At 37.3% G+C, this 17,269-nt stretch carries 19 protein-coding genes; 4 read left to right on the forward strand and 15 right to left on the reverse strand.

The features are described 5' to 3' along the window. Positions 1-24: 24 nt before the first annotated feature. From F0527_RS15440 to F0527_RS15480, 9 genes are all read right to left on the reverse strand, one after another. Entirely contained in the window at positions 25-2,409 is a 2,385-nt protein-coding gene (locus F0527_RS15440) for a heavy metal translocating P-type ATPase (protein ID WP_150285494.1), read from the reverse strand. A 12-nt stretch (positions 2,410-2,421) separates the two neighbouring features. After that, entirely contained in the window at positions 2,422-2,724 is a 303-nt protein-coding gene (locus F0527_RS15445) for a metal-sensing transcriptional repressor (RefSeq protein ID WP_066790524.1), read from the reverse strand. Positions 2,725-2,912: 188 nt separating this feature from the next. After that, positions 2,913-3,533, reverse strand: a complete 621-nt coding sequence (locus F0527_RS15450) for an FMN-binding negative transcriptional regulator (RefSeq protein ID WP_150285495.1) — start codon at positions 3,531-3,533, stop codon at positions 2,913-2,915. A 7-nt stretch (positions 3,534-3,540) separates the two neighbouring features. Continuing rightward, on the reverse strand, positions 3,541-4,074 hold the full coding sequence (gene paiA, locus F0527_RS15455; protein WP_150285496.1) for a spermidine/spermine N(1)-acetyltransferase: 534 nt from the start codon (positions 4,072-4,074) through the stop codon (positions 3,541-3,543). Between the two features lie 20 nt (positions 4,075-4,094). Beyond that, on the reverse strand, positions 4,095-4,547 hold the full coding sequence (locus tag F0527_RS15460; RefSeq protein WP_066790530.1) for a MarR family winged helix-turn-helix transcriptional regulator: 453 nt from the start codon (positions 4,545-4,547) through the stop codon (positions 4,095-4,097). A gap of 204 nt (positions 4,548-4,751) precedes the next feature. Then, positions 4,752-5,810 (reverse strand): LLM class flavin-dependent oxidoreductase, encoded by a 1,059-nt coding sequence (locus F0527_RS15465; protein ID WP_150285547.1) that lies wholly within the window; start codon positions 5,808-5,810, stop codon positions 4,752-4,754. A 65-nt stretch (positions 5,811-5,875) separates the two neighbouring features. Next, positions 5,876-6,445 carry a ribonuclease FAU-1 family protein gene (locus F0527_RS15470; RefSeq protein ID WP_150285497.1) on the reverse strand — a complete coding sequence of 190 codons (570 nt, stop codon included), beginning with the start codon at positions 6,443-6,445 and terminating at the stop codon, positions 5,876-5,878. Positions 6,446-6,529: 84 nt separating this feature from the next. Further along, positions 6,530-8,053 carry an ABC transporter permease/substrate-binding protein gene (locus F0527_RS15475; protein WP_150285498.1) on the reverse strand — a complete coding sequence of 508 codons (1,524 nt, stop codon included), beginning with the start codon at positions 8,051-8,053 and terminating at the stop codon, positions 6,530-6,532. Continuing rightward, positions 8,046-9,014, reverse strand: a complete 969-nt coding sequence (locus F0527_RS15480; RefSeq protein WP_150285499.1) for an ABC transporter ATP-binding protein — start codon at positions 9,012-9,014, stop codon at positions 8,046-8,048. The genes F0527_RS15475 and F0527_RS15480 overlap by 8 nt, the downstream gene beginning before the upstream one ends. A gap of 372 nt (positions 9,015-9,386) precedes the next feature. Between F0527_RS15480 and F0527_RS15485 the strand changes: the two genes are divergently transcribed. Next, the gene (locus F0527_RS15485; RefSeq protein WP_150285500.1) at positions 9,387-9,758 is read left to right on the forward strand and encodes a PadR family transcriptional regulator; all 372 of its coding nucleotides are present in this window, start codon (positions 9,387-9,389) and stop codon (positions 9,756-9,758) included. Then, entirely contained in the window at positions 9,710-10,474 is a 765-nt protein-coding gene (locus F0527_RS15490; RefSeq protein ID WP_150285501.1) for a VanZ family protein, read from the forward strand. The genes F0527_RS15485 and F0527_RS15490 overlap by 49 nt, the downstream gene beginning before the upstream one ends. Positions 10,475-10,596: 122 nt before the next feature. On the opposite strand, the gene F0527_RS15495 is transcribed toward F0527_RS15490, so the two are convergent. From F0527_RS15495 to F0527_RS15510, 4 genes are all read right to left on the reverse strand, one after another. Then, positions 10,597-11,574: a ring-cleaving dioxygenase gene (locus F0527_RS15495; RefSeq protein WP_150285502.1), complete on the reverse strand. Its 978-nt coding sequence runs from the start codon at positions 11,572-11,574 to the stop codon at positions 10,597-10,599. Between the two features lie 55 nt (positions 11,575-11,629). Beyond that, a complete protein-coding gene (locus F0527_RS15500) occupies positions 11,630-12,577 on the reverse strand; it encodes a ring-cleaving dioxygenase (protein ID WP_150285503.1) in 948 nt (315 codons plus the stop codon). A gap of 68 nt (positions 12,578-12,645) precedes the next feature. Next, positions 12,646-13,083: a MarR family winged helix-turn-helix transcriptional regulator gene (locus tag F0527_RS15505; protein WP_150285504.1), complete on the reverse strand. Its 438-nt coding sequence runs from the start codon at positions 13,081-13,083 to the stop codon at positions 12,646-12,648. Positions 13,084-13,292: 209 nt separating this feature from the next. After that, positions 13,293-14,144: a VOC family protein gene (locus F0527_RS15510; RefSeq protein ID WP_150285505.1), complete on the reverse strand. Its 852-nt coding sequence runs from the start codon at positions 14,142-14,144 to the stop codon at positions 13,293-13,295. A gap of 166 nt (positions 14,145-14,310) precedes the next feature. Between F0527_RS15510 and F0527_RS15515 the strand changes: the two genes are divergently transcribed. Beyond that, a complete protein-coding gene (locus F0527_RS15515; protein ID WP_150285506.1) occupies positions 14,311-14,643 on the forward strand; it encodes a winged helix-turn-helix transcriptional regulator in 333 nt (110 codons plus the stop codon). A 117-nt stretch (positions 14,644-14,760) separates the two neighbouring features. Here the strand turns inward: F0527_RS15515 and F0527_RS15520 are convergent, their stop codons facing one another. Next, a complete protein-coding gene (locus F0527_RS15520; RefSeq protein WP_150285507.1) occupies positions 14,761-15,627 on the reverse strand; it encodes a LysR family transcriptional regulator in 867 nt (288 codons plus the stop codon). Between the two features lie 115 nt (positions 15,628-15,742). Between F0527_RS15520 and F0527_RS15525 the strand changes: the two genes are divergently transcribed. Continuing rightward, positions 15,743-16,642, forward strand: coding sequence for a PhzF family phenazine biosynthesis protein (locus F0527_RS15525; protein WP_150285508.1), 900 nt, complete (start codon positions 15,743-15,745; stop codon positions 16,640-16,642). A 275-nt stretch (positions 16,643-16,917) separates the two neighbouring features. Here the strand turns inward: F0527_RS15525 and F0527_RS15530 are convergent, their stop codons facing one another. Then, positions 16,918-17,244 carry an antibiotic biosynthesis monooxygenase family protein gene (locus F0527_RS15530; RefSeq protein WP_150285509.1) on the reverse strand — a complete coding sequence of 109 codons (327 nt, stop codon included), beginning with the start codon at positions 17,242-17,244 and terminating at the stop codon, positions 16,918-16,920. Between the last annotated feature and the right edge of the window lie 25 nt (positions 17,245-17,269).

The following is a 17,269-nucleotide window of genomic DNA, read 5'->3' on the forward strand; positions in this document are numbered from 1 at the left end:
TTCACCTCCTTCAAAGTGTACCGCTTATAATTTTATCCGTTTCAATCGAAGCGAGTTTGCCACAACACTGACTGAGCTTAATGCCATAGCAGCACCTGCTATCCATGGAGCTAGTAATCCGATGGCTGCTACCGGAATGCCAGCTGTATTATAGCCGAATGCCCAAAATAGGTTTTGGCGGATATTGCGAATGGTTGCATGACTGATTTTGATCGCCTTTGGTATAAGCAGCAGCTCGCCACCTAGGATAGTCACATCGGCTGCTTCAATAGCCACTTCTGTACCTGTTCCAATCGCAATCCCGATATCCGCTGTCACAAGGGCAGGGGCATCGTTAACACCATCGCCAACCATTGCTACTTTTTTGCCCTGTGCTTGGATTTCTTTGACTTTATCTGCTTTTTCTTCAGGCAGTACTTGCGCGATAACATGATCAATGCCCACTTGTTTCGCAATAGCCTCTGCTGTTCTTTCATTATCGCCTGTCAGCATAATAACTTCCAGACCTTGTTCCTTTAGCTCTTTAATAGCTTGTGGAGCTGTTTCCTTAATTGTATCCGCCACTGCTACAATACCGCGATACATTCCGTCTATCGCCAAAAGCATCGCTGTTTTGCCTTCTGTTTCGAATTCGGTTAATTTTTCATCCTTGCCTTCAATATCAACTTGATGATCAGTCATTAATTTTCGATTTCCGACTAGTACTTGTTTTCCCGCTATCTCTGCTTGTATCCCATGACCAGGAATTGCGTTAAATGCATCTACATCTACAAAGTCAATATCATTCTCTGTCGCATAGGCTACAATAGCGCCTGCAAGCGGGTGTTCTGAACCCTTTTCTGCACTTGCTAACAGCTGCAATGCTTCTGTGTCACCATAGAAGTCAGTTACTTCAGGTTTCCCTTTTGTAATGGTTCCTGTTTTATCTAGGACGATCGCTTGCAATTGATGGGTTCTTTCTAAATGCTCTCCACCTTTAAAAAGAATTCCACTTTCGGCAGCTCTTCCTGTCCCTACCATGATAGAAGTTGGTGTTGCGAGTCCCAATGCACATGGACAAGCAATAACAAGTACAGCAATCGCTGCGACTAATGCCGGTTCAAATTGGCCAGGTTCTACAAATAGAATCCAGATCGCAAAGGTCACCACCGCAATACCAATAACAATAGGTACGAAGTATCCTGATATTACATCCGCTAAACGTTGAATTGGCGCTTTTGATCCTTGCGCTTCTTCAACCACTTTTACGATAGATGCAAGTGCTGTATCTTTGCCTACTTTGATTGCTTCCATTTCAATCGAACCATTCTTATTGATTGTCGAACCTATCAGTTTGGCCCCCGGGTCTTTTTCAATCGGGATAGATTCACCTGTTAGCATCGATTCATCAACAGATGTTTTACCTTTCACGACTATACCGTCTACCGGTATTTTTTCTCCTGGTTTGACAATTAGATGATCTCCAACTTTTACTTCCTCTACTGGAATCATCACTTCGTTTCCATCTTTGACCACGCGAGCCTCTTTTGCTTGTAAATTGAGCAATTCTGAAATTGCGTTAGTAGTTTGAGTTTTAGCCTTTGCTTCTAAATATTTACCAAACAAAATTAAAGTGATAAGAACTGCGCTTGTTTCAAAATACAAATGCGGCATATAGGCTGGATGGCCAATAGTTTTGACTGCTTCGTACAAACTATAGAAATAAGCTGCGCTTGTTCCTAAAGCGACGAGTACATCCATATTGGCCCCGCCATTGCGAAGGTTTTTATAGGCTCCTACATAGAATTGCCATCCGATTATGAATTGAACTGGTGTTGCTAGCGCAAACTGAAACCATGGATTCATAAATATACCTGGGATGCTTATATGGAATAAATGAACTAACATCGTAACTAAAAGTGGAGCGGAAAGAATGGCTGAAACAATTAATTTCAATTTCTTGCCTTGGAGTTCTTTTTCCTTATGGGTTTGCTTTTCCTCCGCTTCTGCTTTTGGTTTTGCATCATAGCCGGTATTTTTAATCTTTTCAATCAAAGAATCTACATCAACCATTCCCGGATTGTATTCAATCATTGCGCTTTCTGTCGTTAAATTGACAGTAGCATTAGATACGCCTGCTTGTTTATTCAATACCTTTTCTATACGGTTCGAGCATGCTGCACAGGTCATGCCAAATACATCAAGGTCCACTTTCTCTGTTAAAACACCATATCCGATGTTCTCAATTTTTTTAGATATATCATCAAGAGATGTTTTGCCTGGATCAAAATCAATGGATGCCTTTTCTGTTGTTAGGTTTACTTGAGCATCTACACCATCCATTTTATTCAATGTTTTTTCAATTCTATTTGAACATGCTGCACAGGTCATGCCTGTTATGCCTAATGTGGCATGGTTTGTTTCGCTCATCATACATCCTCCTTACTTAGAAAATTGTTTTAATACATTCATCAGCTCTGTAATCATATCCTTACCTTCACCTTGTTCAATTGCGTGTGTGACACAATGGTTCATATGCCGTTCGGTTACTGTAAAACCTACATTTTTTAATGCGGCTTGGATGGCACTAATCTGTACGAGTATGTCAACACAGTAGCGGTCCTCTTCTACCATCTTCTGAATTCCTCGCACCTGTCCTTCAATTCTCTTTAATCGGTTAATCACCGCTTGTTTCTCATCTTTTGATCTTGGATGGCTTGGTTTATCGTGCAAGAATTTATCCAAATGAACCACTTCCTTATATTCTGTTTTTCTATACTATACCCCCCTATAGTATTTAATGTCAATGAAATTGTTTGGGCATATTTAAAAAATCTGCGTATTTTTTTATTACGCTTCCGTAGAAATTCGACATAAAAAATAGCCAGCAACCGCAAACAGCTACTGACAAGTTATTCAGGCTAACATTAAAATCAATTACTATTTCTTCTCTTCTCCATCAAATCTGCCATTTGTATGGAGCTTTTCTGTTGTTCATCCCGTAGATTTTCAACAATTCGATTATAATCTTCCTCATTGCGGTTTTGGCTTAATTTATAAGCAGCTTGCACTTCTTTTACTTCAATTTTAAATCCAACAATTCCTTTAATCTGCTTTTTCGCTTGAGGAGAAAGATTCTCCCATAACACAGGATTTTGGCGATGGTTTTCGTATTTTTGTAATAAGAGAATAAGATCCTCTTCTAATTCTTGTTGGGTCATCAGGCTGGCAGAGCCATATACATGGACTGCTTGATAATTCCAAGTTGGAACATTTTCATGCTTATACCAAGAAGAAGAAATGTAAGCATCTGGTCCTTGATACATAACAAGTATTGAATCATCTTCATTCTCAAACGTTCTCCATTGAGAATTGCCATATGCCATATGCCCGGTTATGTAATATTTATTATCCTCTTTATGTAGCTCCAATGGTAAATGGGTGGCAATGGGTTTTCCTTGTTCTGTTGATACGACCGTCCCAAAAGAATTCCCTTGAATAAATTCTTTAATTTCTTCCATATTCGTTTCCTTATAATACTTTGGGATATACATATTCATCTCACCCTTCGAATGAATTGGTTAAACTTTTCACCATGATTAAGTCAATTTGTTCTTCAACACCCATATAGAATGAGTGGGAACCTGATTGTTCAAAACCCATCTTTTTATAAAATGCTATAGCATTTTCATTCTTTTCCCATACGCCAAGCCATATTTTCTTTTTGCCCCATTCATTCGCACATGCAATAGCCTTTTGGTATAGGGATTTGCCAAGACCATGCTTTTGAAATGATGATCTAATATAAATCCGTTCAATTTCGAGTGAATCATCACCCATTTTTTCAGATTGCGCATCCAGAATGTTGATCTTTAAATAACCTGCAATTTCATCATTCAAATAAATAAAAAAGAATTGAGATGCTGCTGTAGCTAATTCATCTTTAAGTTGTTCTAGATTAAAAGCTTTTTCTAAATACGTTGCCATATTCTCAGGTGAGTTTTGGTCCTTGAATGTATCATTGAATGTTTCTATACTTATTTCTTGAAGTGTTTTAATATCACTAAGATTGCACTGTCTTATTTTTTGAGTCATTATCCATACGCCCCTTTGTATTAATAATTACGCTTATTACCCTTCTTCACATAATCCCAGTTCTTCTCGATGTTCATTCTTACCTTTTGCAAAAGCTGTAATGCCCGCTCCGCTTCCTCTTCAGAAAAGCCATCCAATGCCACTTTATTGGAATGATTGTTTTCCCGAATGATAAATGGATAAACACTTTGCCCTTTCTCTGTCGGGTAAAGTCTTTTGATTTTTTTATTATGCTGATCTCCCTTCTTCTCAATAAAGCCATTCATATCTAATTTCTTTACGGCTCTGGATGCAGTCGTTCGATCTACCTTTATCATTTCTGCTAACTTTTCGAGAATGATGCCCGGATTTTCACATATTCGGACGAGGTACAAATATTGTCCCTTCGTAAGATCATGTTCTTTAAACTCGATATTGCTAATCGAATCTAAAGCCCTTGCTATCATTCCAATTTCTCGAAGAATGTCTTTCATTATAAACACCTCATTTACCTCATATTGTTGCAAATACAACAAAAATTAAGTTAAATTAAATGTAGCGTAATTTTGTTGCATTTGCAATAAAAAATCGAAATTATTGGGGTCTTACTTTCCTTCATGCCAAATAAGCTGCATCTACTTTTATGTGTAGATGCAGCTTATTTGAGTGTATTCAAGTGGGGGGTATACCCTCCCGCCCTATTTTTCAGCTGTATATTTTTTAATAGCAGGAAGAATTTCTGTACCTATCAATTCAATATTTTTCATGATTTTATTAAACGGTACTCCACCGAACTCTAACTGTCCCATATATCGTTGGTGGCTAAATTGTTCATGTTGATATAACATCTTTTCAATGATTTCTTGCGGGCTGCCGACAAGCATCACACTATCACGCTCTGCACCTTGTTCAAATAATTGACGTGAGAAACCAGATCCATTTGTTCGTTTCATTCCTTCATTGATGTGCGGATAATATTCCGCTAGTGCTTGCTGAGTCGTCTCTGCCGCATAGAAAAAGCCTGTCGTTGCAACTGGAAAATCAGCTGGTTGGTGCCCTGCTTGCATTAATCCTTGGCGATACGCATCGATAGACATTTTAAAATGGGAAACTGGACCGCCGAGCGTTGCTAAAGCCATCGGTACGCCTTGAAGACCCGCCTTAACCGCACTAGTTGGAGTACCGCCGACAGCTCGCCAAATCGGTAAAGAACCGTTCTTAGGACGTGGTAGCACGACAGCATTTCTTAAAGGAGCTCTGAAGTCTCCGCTCCAATTCACCACTTCATTTTCATTAATTTGAAGCAGCAATTCGAACTTTTCCTCAAAGAGCTCTGCGTAATCCTGAACATTATAGCCCAACAATTCGAAGAGCCCAATCCTTGAAGCACGGCCGGCAATAATCTCTGCACGTCCATCAGATATCAAATCAATCGTGGCAAAATCCTCATACACGCGAACAGGATCAGAAGTAGAAATAATCGTAGAAGAGCTGCCGATTTTTATCTTTTCCGTTGCTTGTGCAATCGCTGATAATATCACTGCATGTGCTTGCGAAGCGAAATATTCTTGATGGCTTTCTCCTACACTAAAGAAATCAATTCCTGCTTGCTCCGCTAACTTTGCTGCTTCAATGATTTCTTGAACACGTTGTTTGGCTGAAATGCGTTCACCTGTATGCGGGTTGGCTAAATGATCGCCCAACGTATATATCCCGAACTCCATTCCCTTACTTTCATCAATACGGTATTTTTCCATACCCATTTTTATTCAACACCTTTTCTTAATTTAACGTTTCACAATTTATTCTCTCACCTTACACATCAATTTTTCCCTATGAATCTTTTTGTGTTAACCAAGGGAATTATCTCTTTGTGTCGAAAATTCATGTTAGCATCATGAATTAGCTGGGAAAGGAATGAATCAATATTTTCAATTAGTGTATTTAATGATTGTAAGACAAAGCCGTTTTCCATTTGTGCTAATGGTTGCGGTAGTTCATCTTCATCCAGTATAAAGTACTCCCCATTCGGAAAAATGACAACATCAATAATCAAATCCTCAAAGAATAGGACATTATCTTTGAAACCTGTATTTTTAACGATATTAAAATAAGCGCCTAAATAGTTTTCGTTCTCATCTCTCCAAATATATAAATTAAACGGCTGATCCCTCCAGTAGTATGCTACTGTATAACTGCCTTCCGGGATGGTTAATTCATTTTGTTCAGCTACCATTGTAAAGGAGGTAGCTACTTTATGAAAAAGGACTATAGATTGACTATCCGCTTCCAACACAAGGCAATGATGATTCACTATTGTTGAATCATAGCGGATTTTTCTTTCGATTACTTTATCAAAACTTTGAATACTTGATATATCCCATTCTGCCATTACTATTCATTTCAACTCCTATCATAGGTTCTGCAATAGCCTAAAACCAATAGCAGGAGATTCAAAAGTTCTCCTGCTGTTTACTTATTTAGAGTTACTTAACAGAGCATTCTTTTGCAAGTATTCTTTCGCTACTTCTGTCGGACTTTTCCCTTTTACATTCACTTCGTAATTCATAGCCCGCATTTCATCATCGGTTATTTTTCCGGCCAATTTATTTAATGCCTTGAGCATTTCAGGATATTTTTTGGCAGTTGCCTCTTTCATTAAAGGCGCTCCCTGATAAGGTGGGAATAAATGTTGGTCATCTTCCAGTACCTTTAGTTTATATTGTCTTAATTCACTATCTGTAGAATAAGCATCAACTAAATTAATTTCACCCGATTTGACAGCGTTATAGCGCAATTTCGGCTCCATTGTTACAAGTGAAGAAAAATGAATGCCATACAATGATTGAATTCCCTTATATCCATCTTCCCTATCGGAAAATTCCAGTGTGAATCCTGCGTGAACTTTATCTTGTATTCCTTTTAAATCAGAAATGGACTTGACTCCATATTGATTTGCAAAATGGTTTGACACAGCCAGTGCATAAGTATTGTTATACTGCATGGGCTTCAGCAGTACCATTTCATACTTGTTCAATAATCCATTTTTGGCTTGTTGGTACACTTCTTTCCGATCGGTACTCTTTGCGGTTTCTTTTAGAAATTCAGAAATAGCTGTACCTGTAAACTCTGGATATACATCCACACTGCCAGATTTGAGGGCATTAAACACGAATGAAGTTTTACCAAGTCCCGGCTTTAATTCCACCTGTAAATCTGTCTCATCCTCAATTAATAGCTTGTACATATTAATTAAAATCTCCGGTTCTGAACCAAGCTTCCCAGCAATCACAATTTTCTGGTCTTGCTGTCCAATGAAAGGCGCCAATATAATAGCCACCGCCAAAACACCGATAGAGCCAATGGCTAGGAAAGCTTTTTTGAAGGATAAGCTTTCAAGCTTTTTAAGCAGGTAATCAAATAGAATCGCTAGTAAAGCGGCAGGAATGGCACCTAGAAGGATTAAATTCGTATTGTTTCGGTCAATTCCCAGAAGAATAATGTCACCAAGCCCACCTGCACCAATCAATGCAGCAAGAGTGGCCGTTCCTATAATTAACACGGTAGCTGTTCGGATGCCCGCCATGATAACCGGCATAGCAAGCGGAATTTCAACCTTCAGCAATCGTTTTCTGAAGTTCATTCCCATGGCTCTAGCCGCCTCAATTAATGCGGGATTCACTTCATTTATTCCTGTAAACGTATTGCGTACGATTGGAAGCAATGCATAGGCAACTAACGCAATAATGGCCGGTATTCGACCAATCCCGAATAATGGAATTAAAATACCTAATAACGCTAGAGAAGGTATCGTCTGAATCACAGAAGTGATACCAATTATTCCTTCTGCTATTCTTTTATGTTTTGTGAGATAAATACCTAGAGGGATGGCAATGATGACTGCAAGAATAAGGGAAATCAGTGAAATCTGAATGTGTTCTAGCAGTGCAGCGAATAACTCGCCTCTTCTTTCTTGAAACACATGCAAAAATTCAGTCATTGCTCAGACCCCCTTCATTCCATTCTTCAGATAACAATTGGATAATGGACTTTCGATTAATTCTGCCAATCCATTCACCATCTCTTTCCACAATGAGTTGTTCATGTTGGGACAAATTATCCAATACTTGTTTCAAAGAGGAAGATACAGATATAACAGCGGGATTTTCTAACATTTCACCCTGTCCAAGTGGTTGGATGATTCGCTCTAAATCAACATCAGCCATCCAAGGACTGTGGGCTTGATCACCGATGAATTTCTTTACAAAATCATTGGCGGGATTCATCACAAGTTCACGAGGTGTTCCGATTTGAACAATTTTCCCTTTTTCCATAATACAAATTCGGTCTGCCAGTTTTAATGCCTCTTGCATATCATGCGTGACAAAAACAGTTGTTTTTTTTAGATTCTTCTTTAAATCCAACATATCATCTTGAAGACTCTCTCGACTAATGGGATCTAATGCACTGAAAGGCTCGTCCATTAAGATTATTTCTGGATCTGCTGCCAATGCCCGTATCACACCGACTCGTTGCTGCTCACCACCCGATAATTCCTTAGGTTTCCGATTTGCATACATTTTAGGATCCAACCCCACCATGTCCATCAGTTCATATGCTCGTTCTTTCATCTTTTCTTTTGACCATTTTTTCATTTCAGGAACAACAGTGATATTTTCTTCGATAGTCATATGGGGAAACAGTGCTATCTGCTGAAGTACGTAGCCAATATTCCACCTTAATTCATGGATGTCATACTCACTAATTTTCTGTTCATCAAAAAATATGGTTCCATCGGACAGTGGAATCAATCGATTAATCATTTTTAGGGTTGTTGTCTTGCCACAACCACTAGGCCCAATAAGAACAAAGAATTCTCCCTTCTTTATCTCCAGGTTCAATGAATCGACTGCAATGGTTCCATCTTGGTATCTCTTTGATACATTTTCAAATTTAATCATCATAGTGACCCCTTATATTTTCGTTTCCGTACGTTAACTAATCATTCCCTAGTTTTATACCTTAATCCTTTATTTGTTAAAACTATGATCGTTCTCTGGGATTTTGGTCTTTCAATGATTCTTAGTTGCTGGAATCTAATTTCTAATGAGGTTTGTCTGAGTAAAGGATATCACTCCACCTAGGAAGTTTAAAGTTAAGTGATGTAATATCGTTGCTTAGCATCAATCTGCAGTTATTTATATCGGAAATGATATCCCAATCATTTCGCCCACTGATTCAATCCCATTCTTACTAATATTTCCCTTTAAATACCTTGCAATACGATGTAAGTAGTGTTACGATGCTTTTAAGAATAATTGGAAGGTGAGCAAATGGATAAAGAAATAATGAAAGGTAGTATTGATATACTACTCCTCTCACTTATACATGCCAAAGATATGTATGGCTATGAAATAGTAAAAACTTTAAAGGAAAACAGCAATGAACTTTACAGCATGAGCGAAGGAACGTTATACTCTGCTCTCAAAAGATTAGAGAAAAAGGAATGGATTGAATCATACTGGGTTCAATCTGAGTCTAGCGCCAGAAGAAAATATTATCGCATCACTGATGACGGCTCAAAAGTTGTAAAACGGAAATTACAGGAATGGGAAAAAGTAAACAATTTGATAAATGTATGTGCGGAGGGAATGACATGGATAAAAGATTCGACAACTATATCAGCCAAATTGTCAGCGGACTAAAGTGCAGCAAAGAAGAAAAAAATGACATCAAGGAAGAAATCAAAGATCATCTGACTTTATTAAAAACGGAATATTTAGAAGAAGGTTACTCTGAGGATGTAGCAATACAAAAAGCGCTATATAGTTTTGGAGATGGGAACCATATTCAAGAGGGACTACAGCATTCTTTGTTCCCTTACTACCGATTAATTAAAATCAGCAAATGGATTCTATTTGGTTTGTACTCATTTGTCTTACTTTGGAACTTATTATTGATACGAATGCTAGATCGAATCATCAATTATAAATATTTTAATACATACTTTTGGTATCCTGAAAACACACATAGTTTCTTTGATCTTAAAGTATGGAAACTTAATTCTAATATCATTCCATTTCATAATGTCTATGAATATATAACGGGCACAAATAGATTTAATGTAGATATCATTATTCACAATACAATAGGAAACATTTTAATTTTTATTCCCTTAGGCTTCTTTTTGCCCATCTTGTTCAACAAATATAATTCCTTATCCAAAGTTTTCATCGTCAGCCTTCTGCTTACATGTATCATTGAGCTACTACAATTCTTCCTACAACTTGGCCAGTTTGATATAGATGATATTATTTTAAATACAATTGGAGGTATTGCTGGATACCTTATAATTAAACTTTTAATGAAAGCTTCCCTTTATACTAAAAGGAAGACTAGTCAGAAACAACAAGTAATCTAATAAATCTGAGCAGCATGTATAAAAATTAGCCCTCTACACAATGGACAACCATCTAACCGCATCCATTTGTAAAGGGCATTTATTTTTTTGATTATAATGTTCTCATTCGGTTTGAAGCATGTTTATTCTTTGATGAATTCTTTTGTACTTCTCACTGTATCAATTGGGCGAACCAATTTTTCTATTTTTTCGCGTTTAGGCTCTAAAAACGGTGGCAAAGATAACTTTTCACCAAGTGTTTCGTACGGTTCATCACCCATGAATCCTGGACCATCTGTGGCAAACTCGAATAAAATTTGTGGTGCCACTCTTGCGTAAAGTGATTCAAAGAAGTGACGATTCACATAACCAGAAGTATGGAAGCCGAAGCTATCCATCCGTTGCGTCCACTCATCTAGTACAGCTCGGTCTTCTACTCGGAAAGCCGCATGGTGTACTGTACCGAATCCTTGTCGGGCATCTGGCAGAATAGAGTTGTGCTCAACAACTACAGATGCACCATTCCCCCCTTCACCTACTTCGAATAAGTGAAATGATCCTTCTTTCCCAATCTCTTTAAATAATAGAACTTTCTCCATCATTTCTTTAAAGTAATCAAAGTTTGCAATACGAACAAAGACAGGTCCTAAGCCAGTAATCGCATACTCAAGTGGGATAGGTCCTTGTTGCCAAGGTGTTCCTGATTCCACTCCTGTATTGTTTTCATCTGAAATCAATTGATATTGTTGATCGTCAAAATCAATAAAAGAGAGCGTATTCTTGCCAAATTGGTTCACAATACCAGTATGCTTAACTTCTAATCGATCAAAGCGTTTTTCCCAATAGGCTAATGCTGCATCACTTGGCACACGGAAAGATGTTTTTGATATCTCGTTTGTTCCATGAATACCCTTCGGAATACCAGGGAAGTCAAAGAAAGTCATGTCTGTTCCCGCACTACCTTTATCATCGGCAAAGAATAAATGATATGTTTGGATATCATCTTGATTGACTGTTTTTTTCACTAATCGCATACCTAATACATAAGTGAAAAATTCATAGTTCTTTTCTGCACTGCTCGTAATCGCTGTTACATGGTGTATTCCTTTAAGATGGTTCATTTTTTATTCCTCCTAGAATATAGTTTTAATTTATATATTTGATCTATACGTTCTGCTATTCATTTTCTTCAATCGGAGATAAATGTGCTTCAATCTCTGCTCTGCGTTCCTCTAAAAACGGTGGCAAATCAAGTTTTTCGCCTAAGTGTTCCACATCCCCATCTATTGCAAAACCTGGTCCATCTGTTGCTATTTCAAATAAAATTCCATTTGATTCTCTGAAGTACAAGCTTTTAAAGTAAAAGCGATCAATGATGCCAGAGGTGTGGAAGCCGCGTGCCCGTACTTTCTCCTCCCAAAAAGCAAGCTCTTCTTCATCTTTTGCTCGGATGGCTAAATGATGTATACTGCCACGTCCCGGTCTTTCAGTAGGACCATCTAAGTATTTCACGATTATTTCACCAAAAGGCTCTCCCTTGATGGATTGGAAGATCGCTTCATCCTCTGAATAACGCACAGTAGTATAACCAAAAACATCCGTAAGAGTATTTGCTAACTTTTCGAGTCTTCTCACTGTAATTTCTACAGGACCCATCCCTTGTATTTGATGTTCAGCTGGCACCTCAGATTTCAACCATGTTTCCCAGTGTGCTACTTTTTCACCGTTTGCAGCAAGCAACACTAGGCGAAGGCCTTCGGGATCTTCAAATTTCAAGGCAGGACGGCCAGCGTAAGTGACCACCCCACTATGAGCCACGCCATTTTCATCTAAGCGTGATTGCCAGTAATGCAGGCTGTCTTCTGATGGAACAAGCAATCCAATTCTTGTGATGGCATTTGTACCGCGATGTGTTTTTCCTGCGGGTGGAATTTCAAAGAATGATAATTCAGTGCCTGGACTACCTGTCTTATCTCCGAAAAACAGGTGATACATTGATGCATCATCTTGATTCACCGTTAGCTTTACACGGCGTAATCCCAGAACATGCCGATAAAAATGATTATTCTTGTTTGCACTTTTGGTGATCATGGAAATATGGTGATGTCCTGCTATTTTATACATAAATAAATCCCCCTTTTACTTAACACGTTAAGTGATAATCAAAAATGATAGCGCAGATCCATGCGCATTTAGTTCTCTAATTTGTTTTCAGTATGTTTTTGTAGCTTATTCATCAACATATATAGTGTTTTCTGTTCTTCCTCTGTCAAACACTCGTCAAGAATAGCCGTTTGAAAAGCAAGCTGATGATCAAAAACTTCCTCTATTTTGCGCTCCCCTTGTGGAGTAAGGACAATCCATTTTATTTTCCAGTCTTTCTTTCGTTGGATATATCCCTCTTTTTCTAGCCGTGTGAGCATACGTGAAATACCGCCCTCTGACAACGTTGCTTTTTCAGCGAGCTGACTTTGTGTGATAGGTTGATAAATCGAAACCTGATTTAATACATCAAACTTTGCAACCGTAATATCAAATTGTTTTAAAAAGTCATTTGATAATAAATTACTTTGATGCGTGAAACGAGCAATGCGAAGCCAGATTAATGAACCTAAAGTATTCTTCTTCAATACGACTCACTTCCTTTTGTTACTATCACTTTACACCTCAAGTGAAGAAATTACAAGAAAAATATCTCGAATTAAAGATATTTTTTTATTTCCCTTTAAAATGTGTTCTCACCTTCTTAATAAGATACCCAAAAAAGCCCTTTAGAACGGATAGCCGAGGCTATAACCATTCATAAAGAGCTTTTCCATAATCTAGTTGAAATTTACTTTTATACTGCTAATACAATACGATTGCCAGAAGGATCAACAGTCACATACTGATTTTCTTCTTCAAGAATCTTTGCACCAATTTTCTCTAAGTTCATTACTGCTTGTTTACGTACCTCATCGTTATCGAATAGAAGCGTAAATGATTCGAGACCAACGCTGTTCTCGGCTGGTGCTGGAATTCCTACACCATTCCATGTGTTGACACCTAGATGATGATGGTATTTTCCGTAAGAAAGGAACAATGCTTGATCTCCAAAACGATTCACGACTTCCATTCCCAAGCCTTTCACATAAAACTCTTCCGTTTTGATAAGCTCTGACACATGTAAATGAACATGCCCCATTACACTATCTTTCGGCATACGATCCCAAGGCTGATCTGGAGTGGCATGCTTTAACAAAGTGTCGAAGTCTAACGGATCAACCGCCATGTCAACTTCATTATCGCTCCATTTCCATTCAGAGGGAACTCGATCGCGATAGATTTCAATCTGGTTTCCATCTGGGTCATTCAAGTAGAGCGCTTCGCTAACGAGATGATCTGAAGAACCAAAACGAACACCGTTTTGCACTAAATGAACAACAATATTAGCCAAGTCCTTCTGTTCCGGCAATAAGATGGCAAAATGATATAAGCCGGTTGTTCTTTCTTGTTTAGGAATTACGTTTTCAGGTTGTTCAAGCGATAGAAAGCTCGTGTTTCCATCTGTGGTTAGTTTTGCTGCAGAAGCTGTTTGCTCTAAAATATCAATACCAAGTATATCCTTATAAAACTGTAAAGAACGATTCAAGTTTTGTACTCTTATTTTGACATGCCCCACAAATGTAGTGGGCTTAGTATGAAATATCATTATTGTAGTCCTCCTTATATTAAGCACGATTGTTTTTTATTCATTAAGTTACTTTATGTAAGTTAGTTTATTTATATTATTAAATTTTGTCAAGTTATTAAGTTTAATATTATAACTGAAATTCATTTTGTGGTAAAATCAATTATAAGAGAGGTGCACTTAAAAGATGAAACTACCTACAATTTGCCCTAAATTTGAAAAAGCTATTTCATTGTTAAGCCAGAGGTGGACCGCATTAATTATTTATCAATTACTGACGGGTCCCCAACGATTCAATGAAATTCAAACTTCGATTGGCATAAGCGGAAAGGTATTATCAGATCGATTGAAGGATTTAGAGTCACAACATATTATCAAGCGCGAAGTTATTCCAGAAACTCCCGTTATCATTGAATACTCACTAACAGAAAAAGGACAATCCATGGAATCTATTTTAAGAGAAATCGAAAATTGGTCCCAAGCTTGGATAAAACCGGATGCTGAGTTCCTTGAAGATTAATGTTGGATTGGCTATCAATAAAAAAGGGTTATCTGCCATTCATTGATTTGGCGAGATAACCCTTTTAATTTAAGTAAATATGAAAAAAACTTTTTACACACTAATTTCCTTAAAGTTTTACATACATTTTTGAACGGTGTTTATAAACGCTCTCACTACAGGAGGTAGCGTTTTATGAGGTTTCGTAATTAACACAATTTCACGGGAAGGCTCAGGCACCAAAGGTTTTATCATTAAATCGATAGAGTCATTGGCCAAAGCCAATTCAGGTATGATTGTAAGACCTAAACCCTCACGAACCATTGCAATAATTGTTTGATTATCTACTGCACTCAACTGTACTTGGGGAGAGACGCCTTGTTCTTTTAAATATGCCTGTATGCTAATTTCACACCCTGACCTAGGCATGATAAAGTCTTCCTCTCCAATTTCCTCTACTTTAACCTGTTCATACTCTCTTAAACGATGATAATTAGGTATGATGAGTACAAACCTATCTTTTATTAAAGGAATACAGTCTAAGCCGACCGTACTTCTGTTTAATGATGTAAAACCTATGTCGACCTTACCATCCTCAACCCAACGTAAAATTTGTTCATAACTGCCCTCATAAAATTCTATTTCTATACCCTTGAATTCTTTTCTAAAGCTCGACATTATTGTAGGTATCATTTTAGAGGAGAAGCTTGAAAAACTGCCTATTCTAATCTTCCCTTTTTTAATACCTAAAATGGAAGCAGTTTCTTGTTTAATACTTTCTGCTTCAGTTAATATATTTCTCATATTTCTAATGATACGTTCTCCGCTATCCGTTAATGAAATGCCATTTCTACCTCTATTTAAAAGAATAATACCCAGCTCTGATTCTAAAGAAGAAATATTATGGCTGATGCCAGACTGTGTCATTCCTAACAATTCGCCTGCTTTAGTAAAATTTCCAATGTCTACTACTTTAATAAAGATTTCTATTTGAAAAAGATTCATATAGTTCCACCCTACATCAATGCATTAATTTTCTTCATGCTTTATATTCAAAACATTAATTTTACTAATCTATTCTATCATAATACAATAATGAAGAAATCAAGGAGGAATCTCAATGACGAAAAATATAAAGGTTTTTTATGTAGATGCTTTTACTTCGAAAACTTTCGGAGGAAACCCTGCTGGGGTGATACCTCATGCGGAGAACTTAACAGATATGGAAATGCAACAAATCGCTAATGAGTTAAACCTCTCCGAAACAGCTTTTCTCATTCCTTCTCCTAAAACGGATGTAGATTATCGGATTAGATATTTCACACCAACAGAAGAGGTTGATTTCTGCGGTCACGCTACTTTAGGCACTGCATGGTTAATGGCTACAACATACGATTGGATACACAAAAAAGAACATATTATGTTGGAATCTAATATAGGTAAGATCCCAGTAAAATGGATGATGGAAAACAATCAATTAAAAGCCGTATCCATGACACAAGTTACTCCTCAAGTAAACGACATAGATATTAACCCTAAACTAGTTGCAGAACTTGTAGGTATTGACGAATCGGACATTGATTCGAAGTATCCAGTAAAAATAGGAAGCACTGGGGTACCACATCTTCTCATACCTGTTAAAACACGTGAAGCCATTGATCGTGCAGAACCGAATTTCAAAGAACTAAAGAAATTGAATAACGACCATCATATATCCACTACACATCTCTTCACCTTTGATACCAATGGCGAATTCGATATCTACACAAGAGACTTTTGCCCGAACATAGGGATCGAGGAAGATCCTGTTACAGGAGCTGCAAACGGCGCATTAGCTGGCTATTTATATTTAGAAAATATCCTATCTCATAATAAGCCACATCAATTAACAATTGGCCAAGGCCATGCTATCAATAGACCTGGAATTCTCTATATAACGGTTACGTCTAATAAGGGAACTCCCGTTATTGAAGTAGCTGGACCAGCAGTCGTATCCATGTCCGGCAACATTATGATGTAAATAAAACTATTATCACAAACCTAAATGCAGATAATTTATTTATGATTGTGAGGATCTTAACAAAGGGGAAATCAGAAATGCCAAAAACAAAAAGCTGGAAGACATACTATTATGAGATTGTGAAAGCTCTAATAGTATATAAGTAAGATAAATAAACTAAAATTAAATTAAACTGAATATTCTATAATTATTATTTATTTTTGACATCATTATAGCCCTTTTATTTAGAAATAAGATGACTCATCAAATATAAGGGCTTCATTCAGCAACTAACTTTAGTTTTCAAAAGAATAGTCACTTTCAACCTTGCAAATACGTACATTATAATTCTTATACCATTCTGATTTTCCTTTTATTTGAGCATCTATATGAGCAGAATTTGCTTTCCACCTTTTTATATCCGTTAAAGATTCCCAATATGAAATAGTAATTCCAAACCCGTTCTCCCTTACACTTTCAACTCCTAAGAATCCTTGTTGTCTTGAAGCTAATTCTTCCATCACATGAGCCATTTTTCCATAACCATTTTCACTTTCTACTCTTAGCGAAGAAAATATTACCGCATAATAAGGGTGATTAAATTCTTTTGTATTAACAAACATCCCCTGTCCCCTCCATTTGTTTTTC

It is taken from the genome of Rummeliibacillus sp. TYF-LIM-RU47 (assembly GCF_008638315.1).
GTDB classification, from domain to species: Bacteria; Bacillota; Bacilli; order Bacillales_A; family Planococcaceae; genus Rummeliibacillus; species Rummeliibacillus stabekisii.

Bases quoted from the DNA above. Each gene is read 5' to 3' on its own strand.
- F0527_RS15485 (WP_150285500.1), top strand. From the start codon at position 9,387: ATGGATAAAGAAATAATGAAAGGTAGTATTGATATACTACTCCTCTCA.
- F0527_RS15525 (WP_150285508.1), top strand. From the start codon at position 15,743: ATGACGAAAAATATAAAGGTTTTTTATGTAGATGCTTTTACTTCGAAA.
- F0527_RS15495 (WP_150285502.1), bottom strand. From the start codon at position 11,574: ATGAACCATCTTAAAGGAATACACCATGTAACAGCGATTACGAGCAGT.
- F0527_RS15490 (WP_150285501.1), top strand. From the start codon at position 9,710: ATGGATAAAAGATTCGACAACTATATCAGCCAAATTGTCAGCGGACTA.
- F0527_RS15515 (WP_150285506.1), top strand. From the start codon at position 14,311: ATGAAACTACCTACAATTTGCCCTAAATTTGAAAAAGCTATTTCATTG.
- F0527_RS15460 (WP_066790530.1), bottom strand. From the start codon at position 4,547: ATGAAAGACATTCTTCGAGAAATTGGAATGATAGCAAGGGCTTTAGAT.
- F0527_RS15475 (WP_150285498.1), bottom strand. From the start codon at position 8,053: ATGACTGAATTTTTGCATGTGTTTCAAGAAAGAAGAGGCGAGTTATTC.
- F0527_RS15500 (WP_150285503.1), bottom strand. From the start codon at position 12,577: ATGTATAAAATAGCAGGACATCACCATATTTCCATGATCACCAAAAGT.
- F0527_RS15480 (WP_150285499.1), bottom strand. From the start codon at position 9,014: ATGATTAAATTTGAAAATGTATCAAAGAGATACCAAGATGGAACCATT.
- F0527_RS15465 (WP_150285547.1), bottom strand. From the start codon at position 5,810: ATGGAAAAATACCGTATTGATGAAAGTAAGGGAATGGAGTTCGGGATA.
- F0527_RS15440 (WP_150285494.1), bottom strand. From the start codon at position 2,409: ATGAGCGAAACAAACCATGCCACATTAGGCATAACAGGCATGACCTGT.
- F0527_RS15450 (WP_150285495.1), bottom strand. From the start codon at position 3,533: ATGTATATCCCAAAGTATTATAAGGAAACGAATATGGAAGAAATTAAA.
- F0527_RS15520 (WP_150285507.1), bottom strand. From the start codon at position 15,627: ATGAATCTTTTTCAAATAGAAATCTTTATTAAAGTAGTAGACATTGGA.
- F0527_RS15530 (WP_150285509.1), bottom strand. From the start codon at position 17,244: ATGTTTGTTAATACAAAAGAATTTAATCACCCTTATTATGCGGTAATA.
- F0527_RS15470 (WP_150285497.1), bottom strand. From the start codon at position 6,445: ATGGCAGAATGGGATATATCAAGTATTCAAAGTTTTGATAAAGTAATC.
- F0527_RS15510 (WP_150285505.1), bottom strand. From the start codon at position 14,144: ATGATATTTCATACTAAGCCCACTACATTTGTGGGGCATGTCAAAATA.
- paiA (WP_150285496.1), bottom strand. From the start codon at position 4,074: ATGACTCAAAAAATAAGACAGTGCAATCTTAGTGATATTAAAACACTT.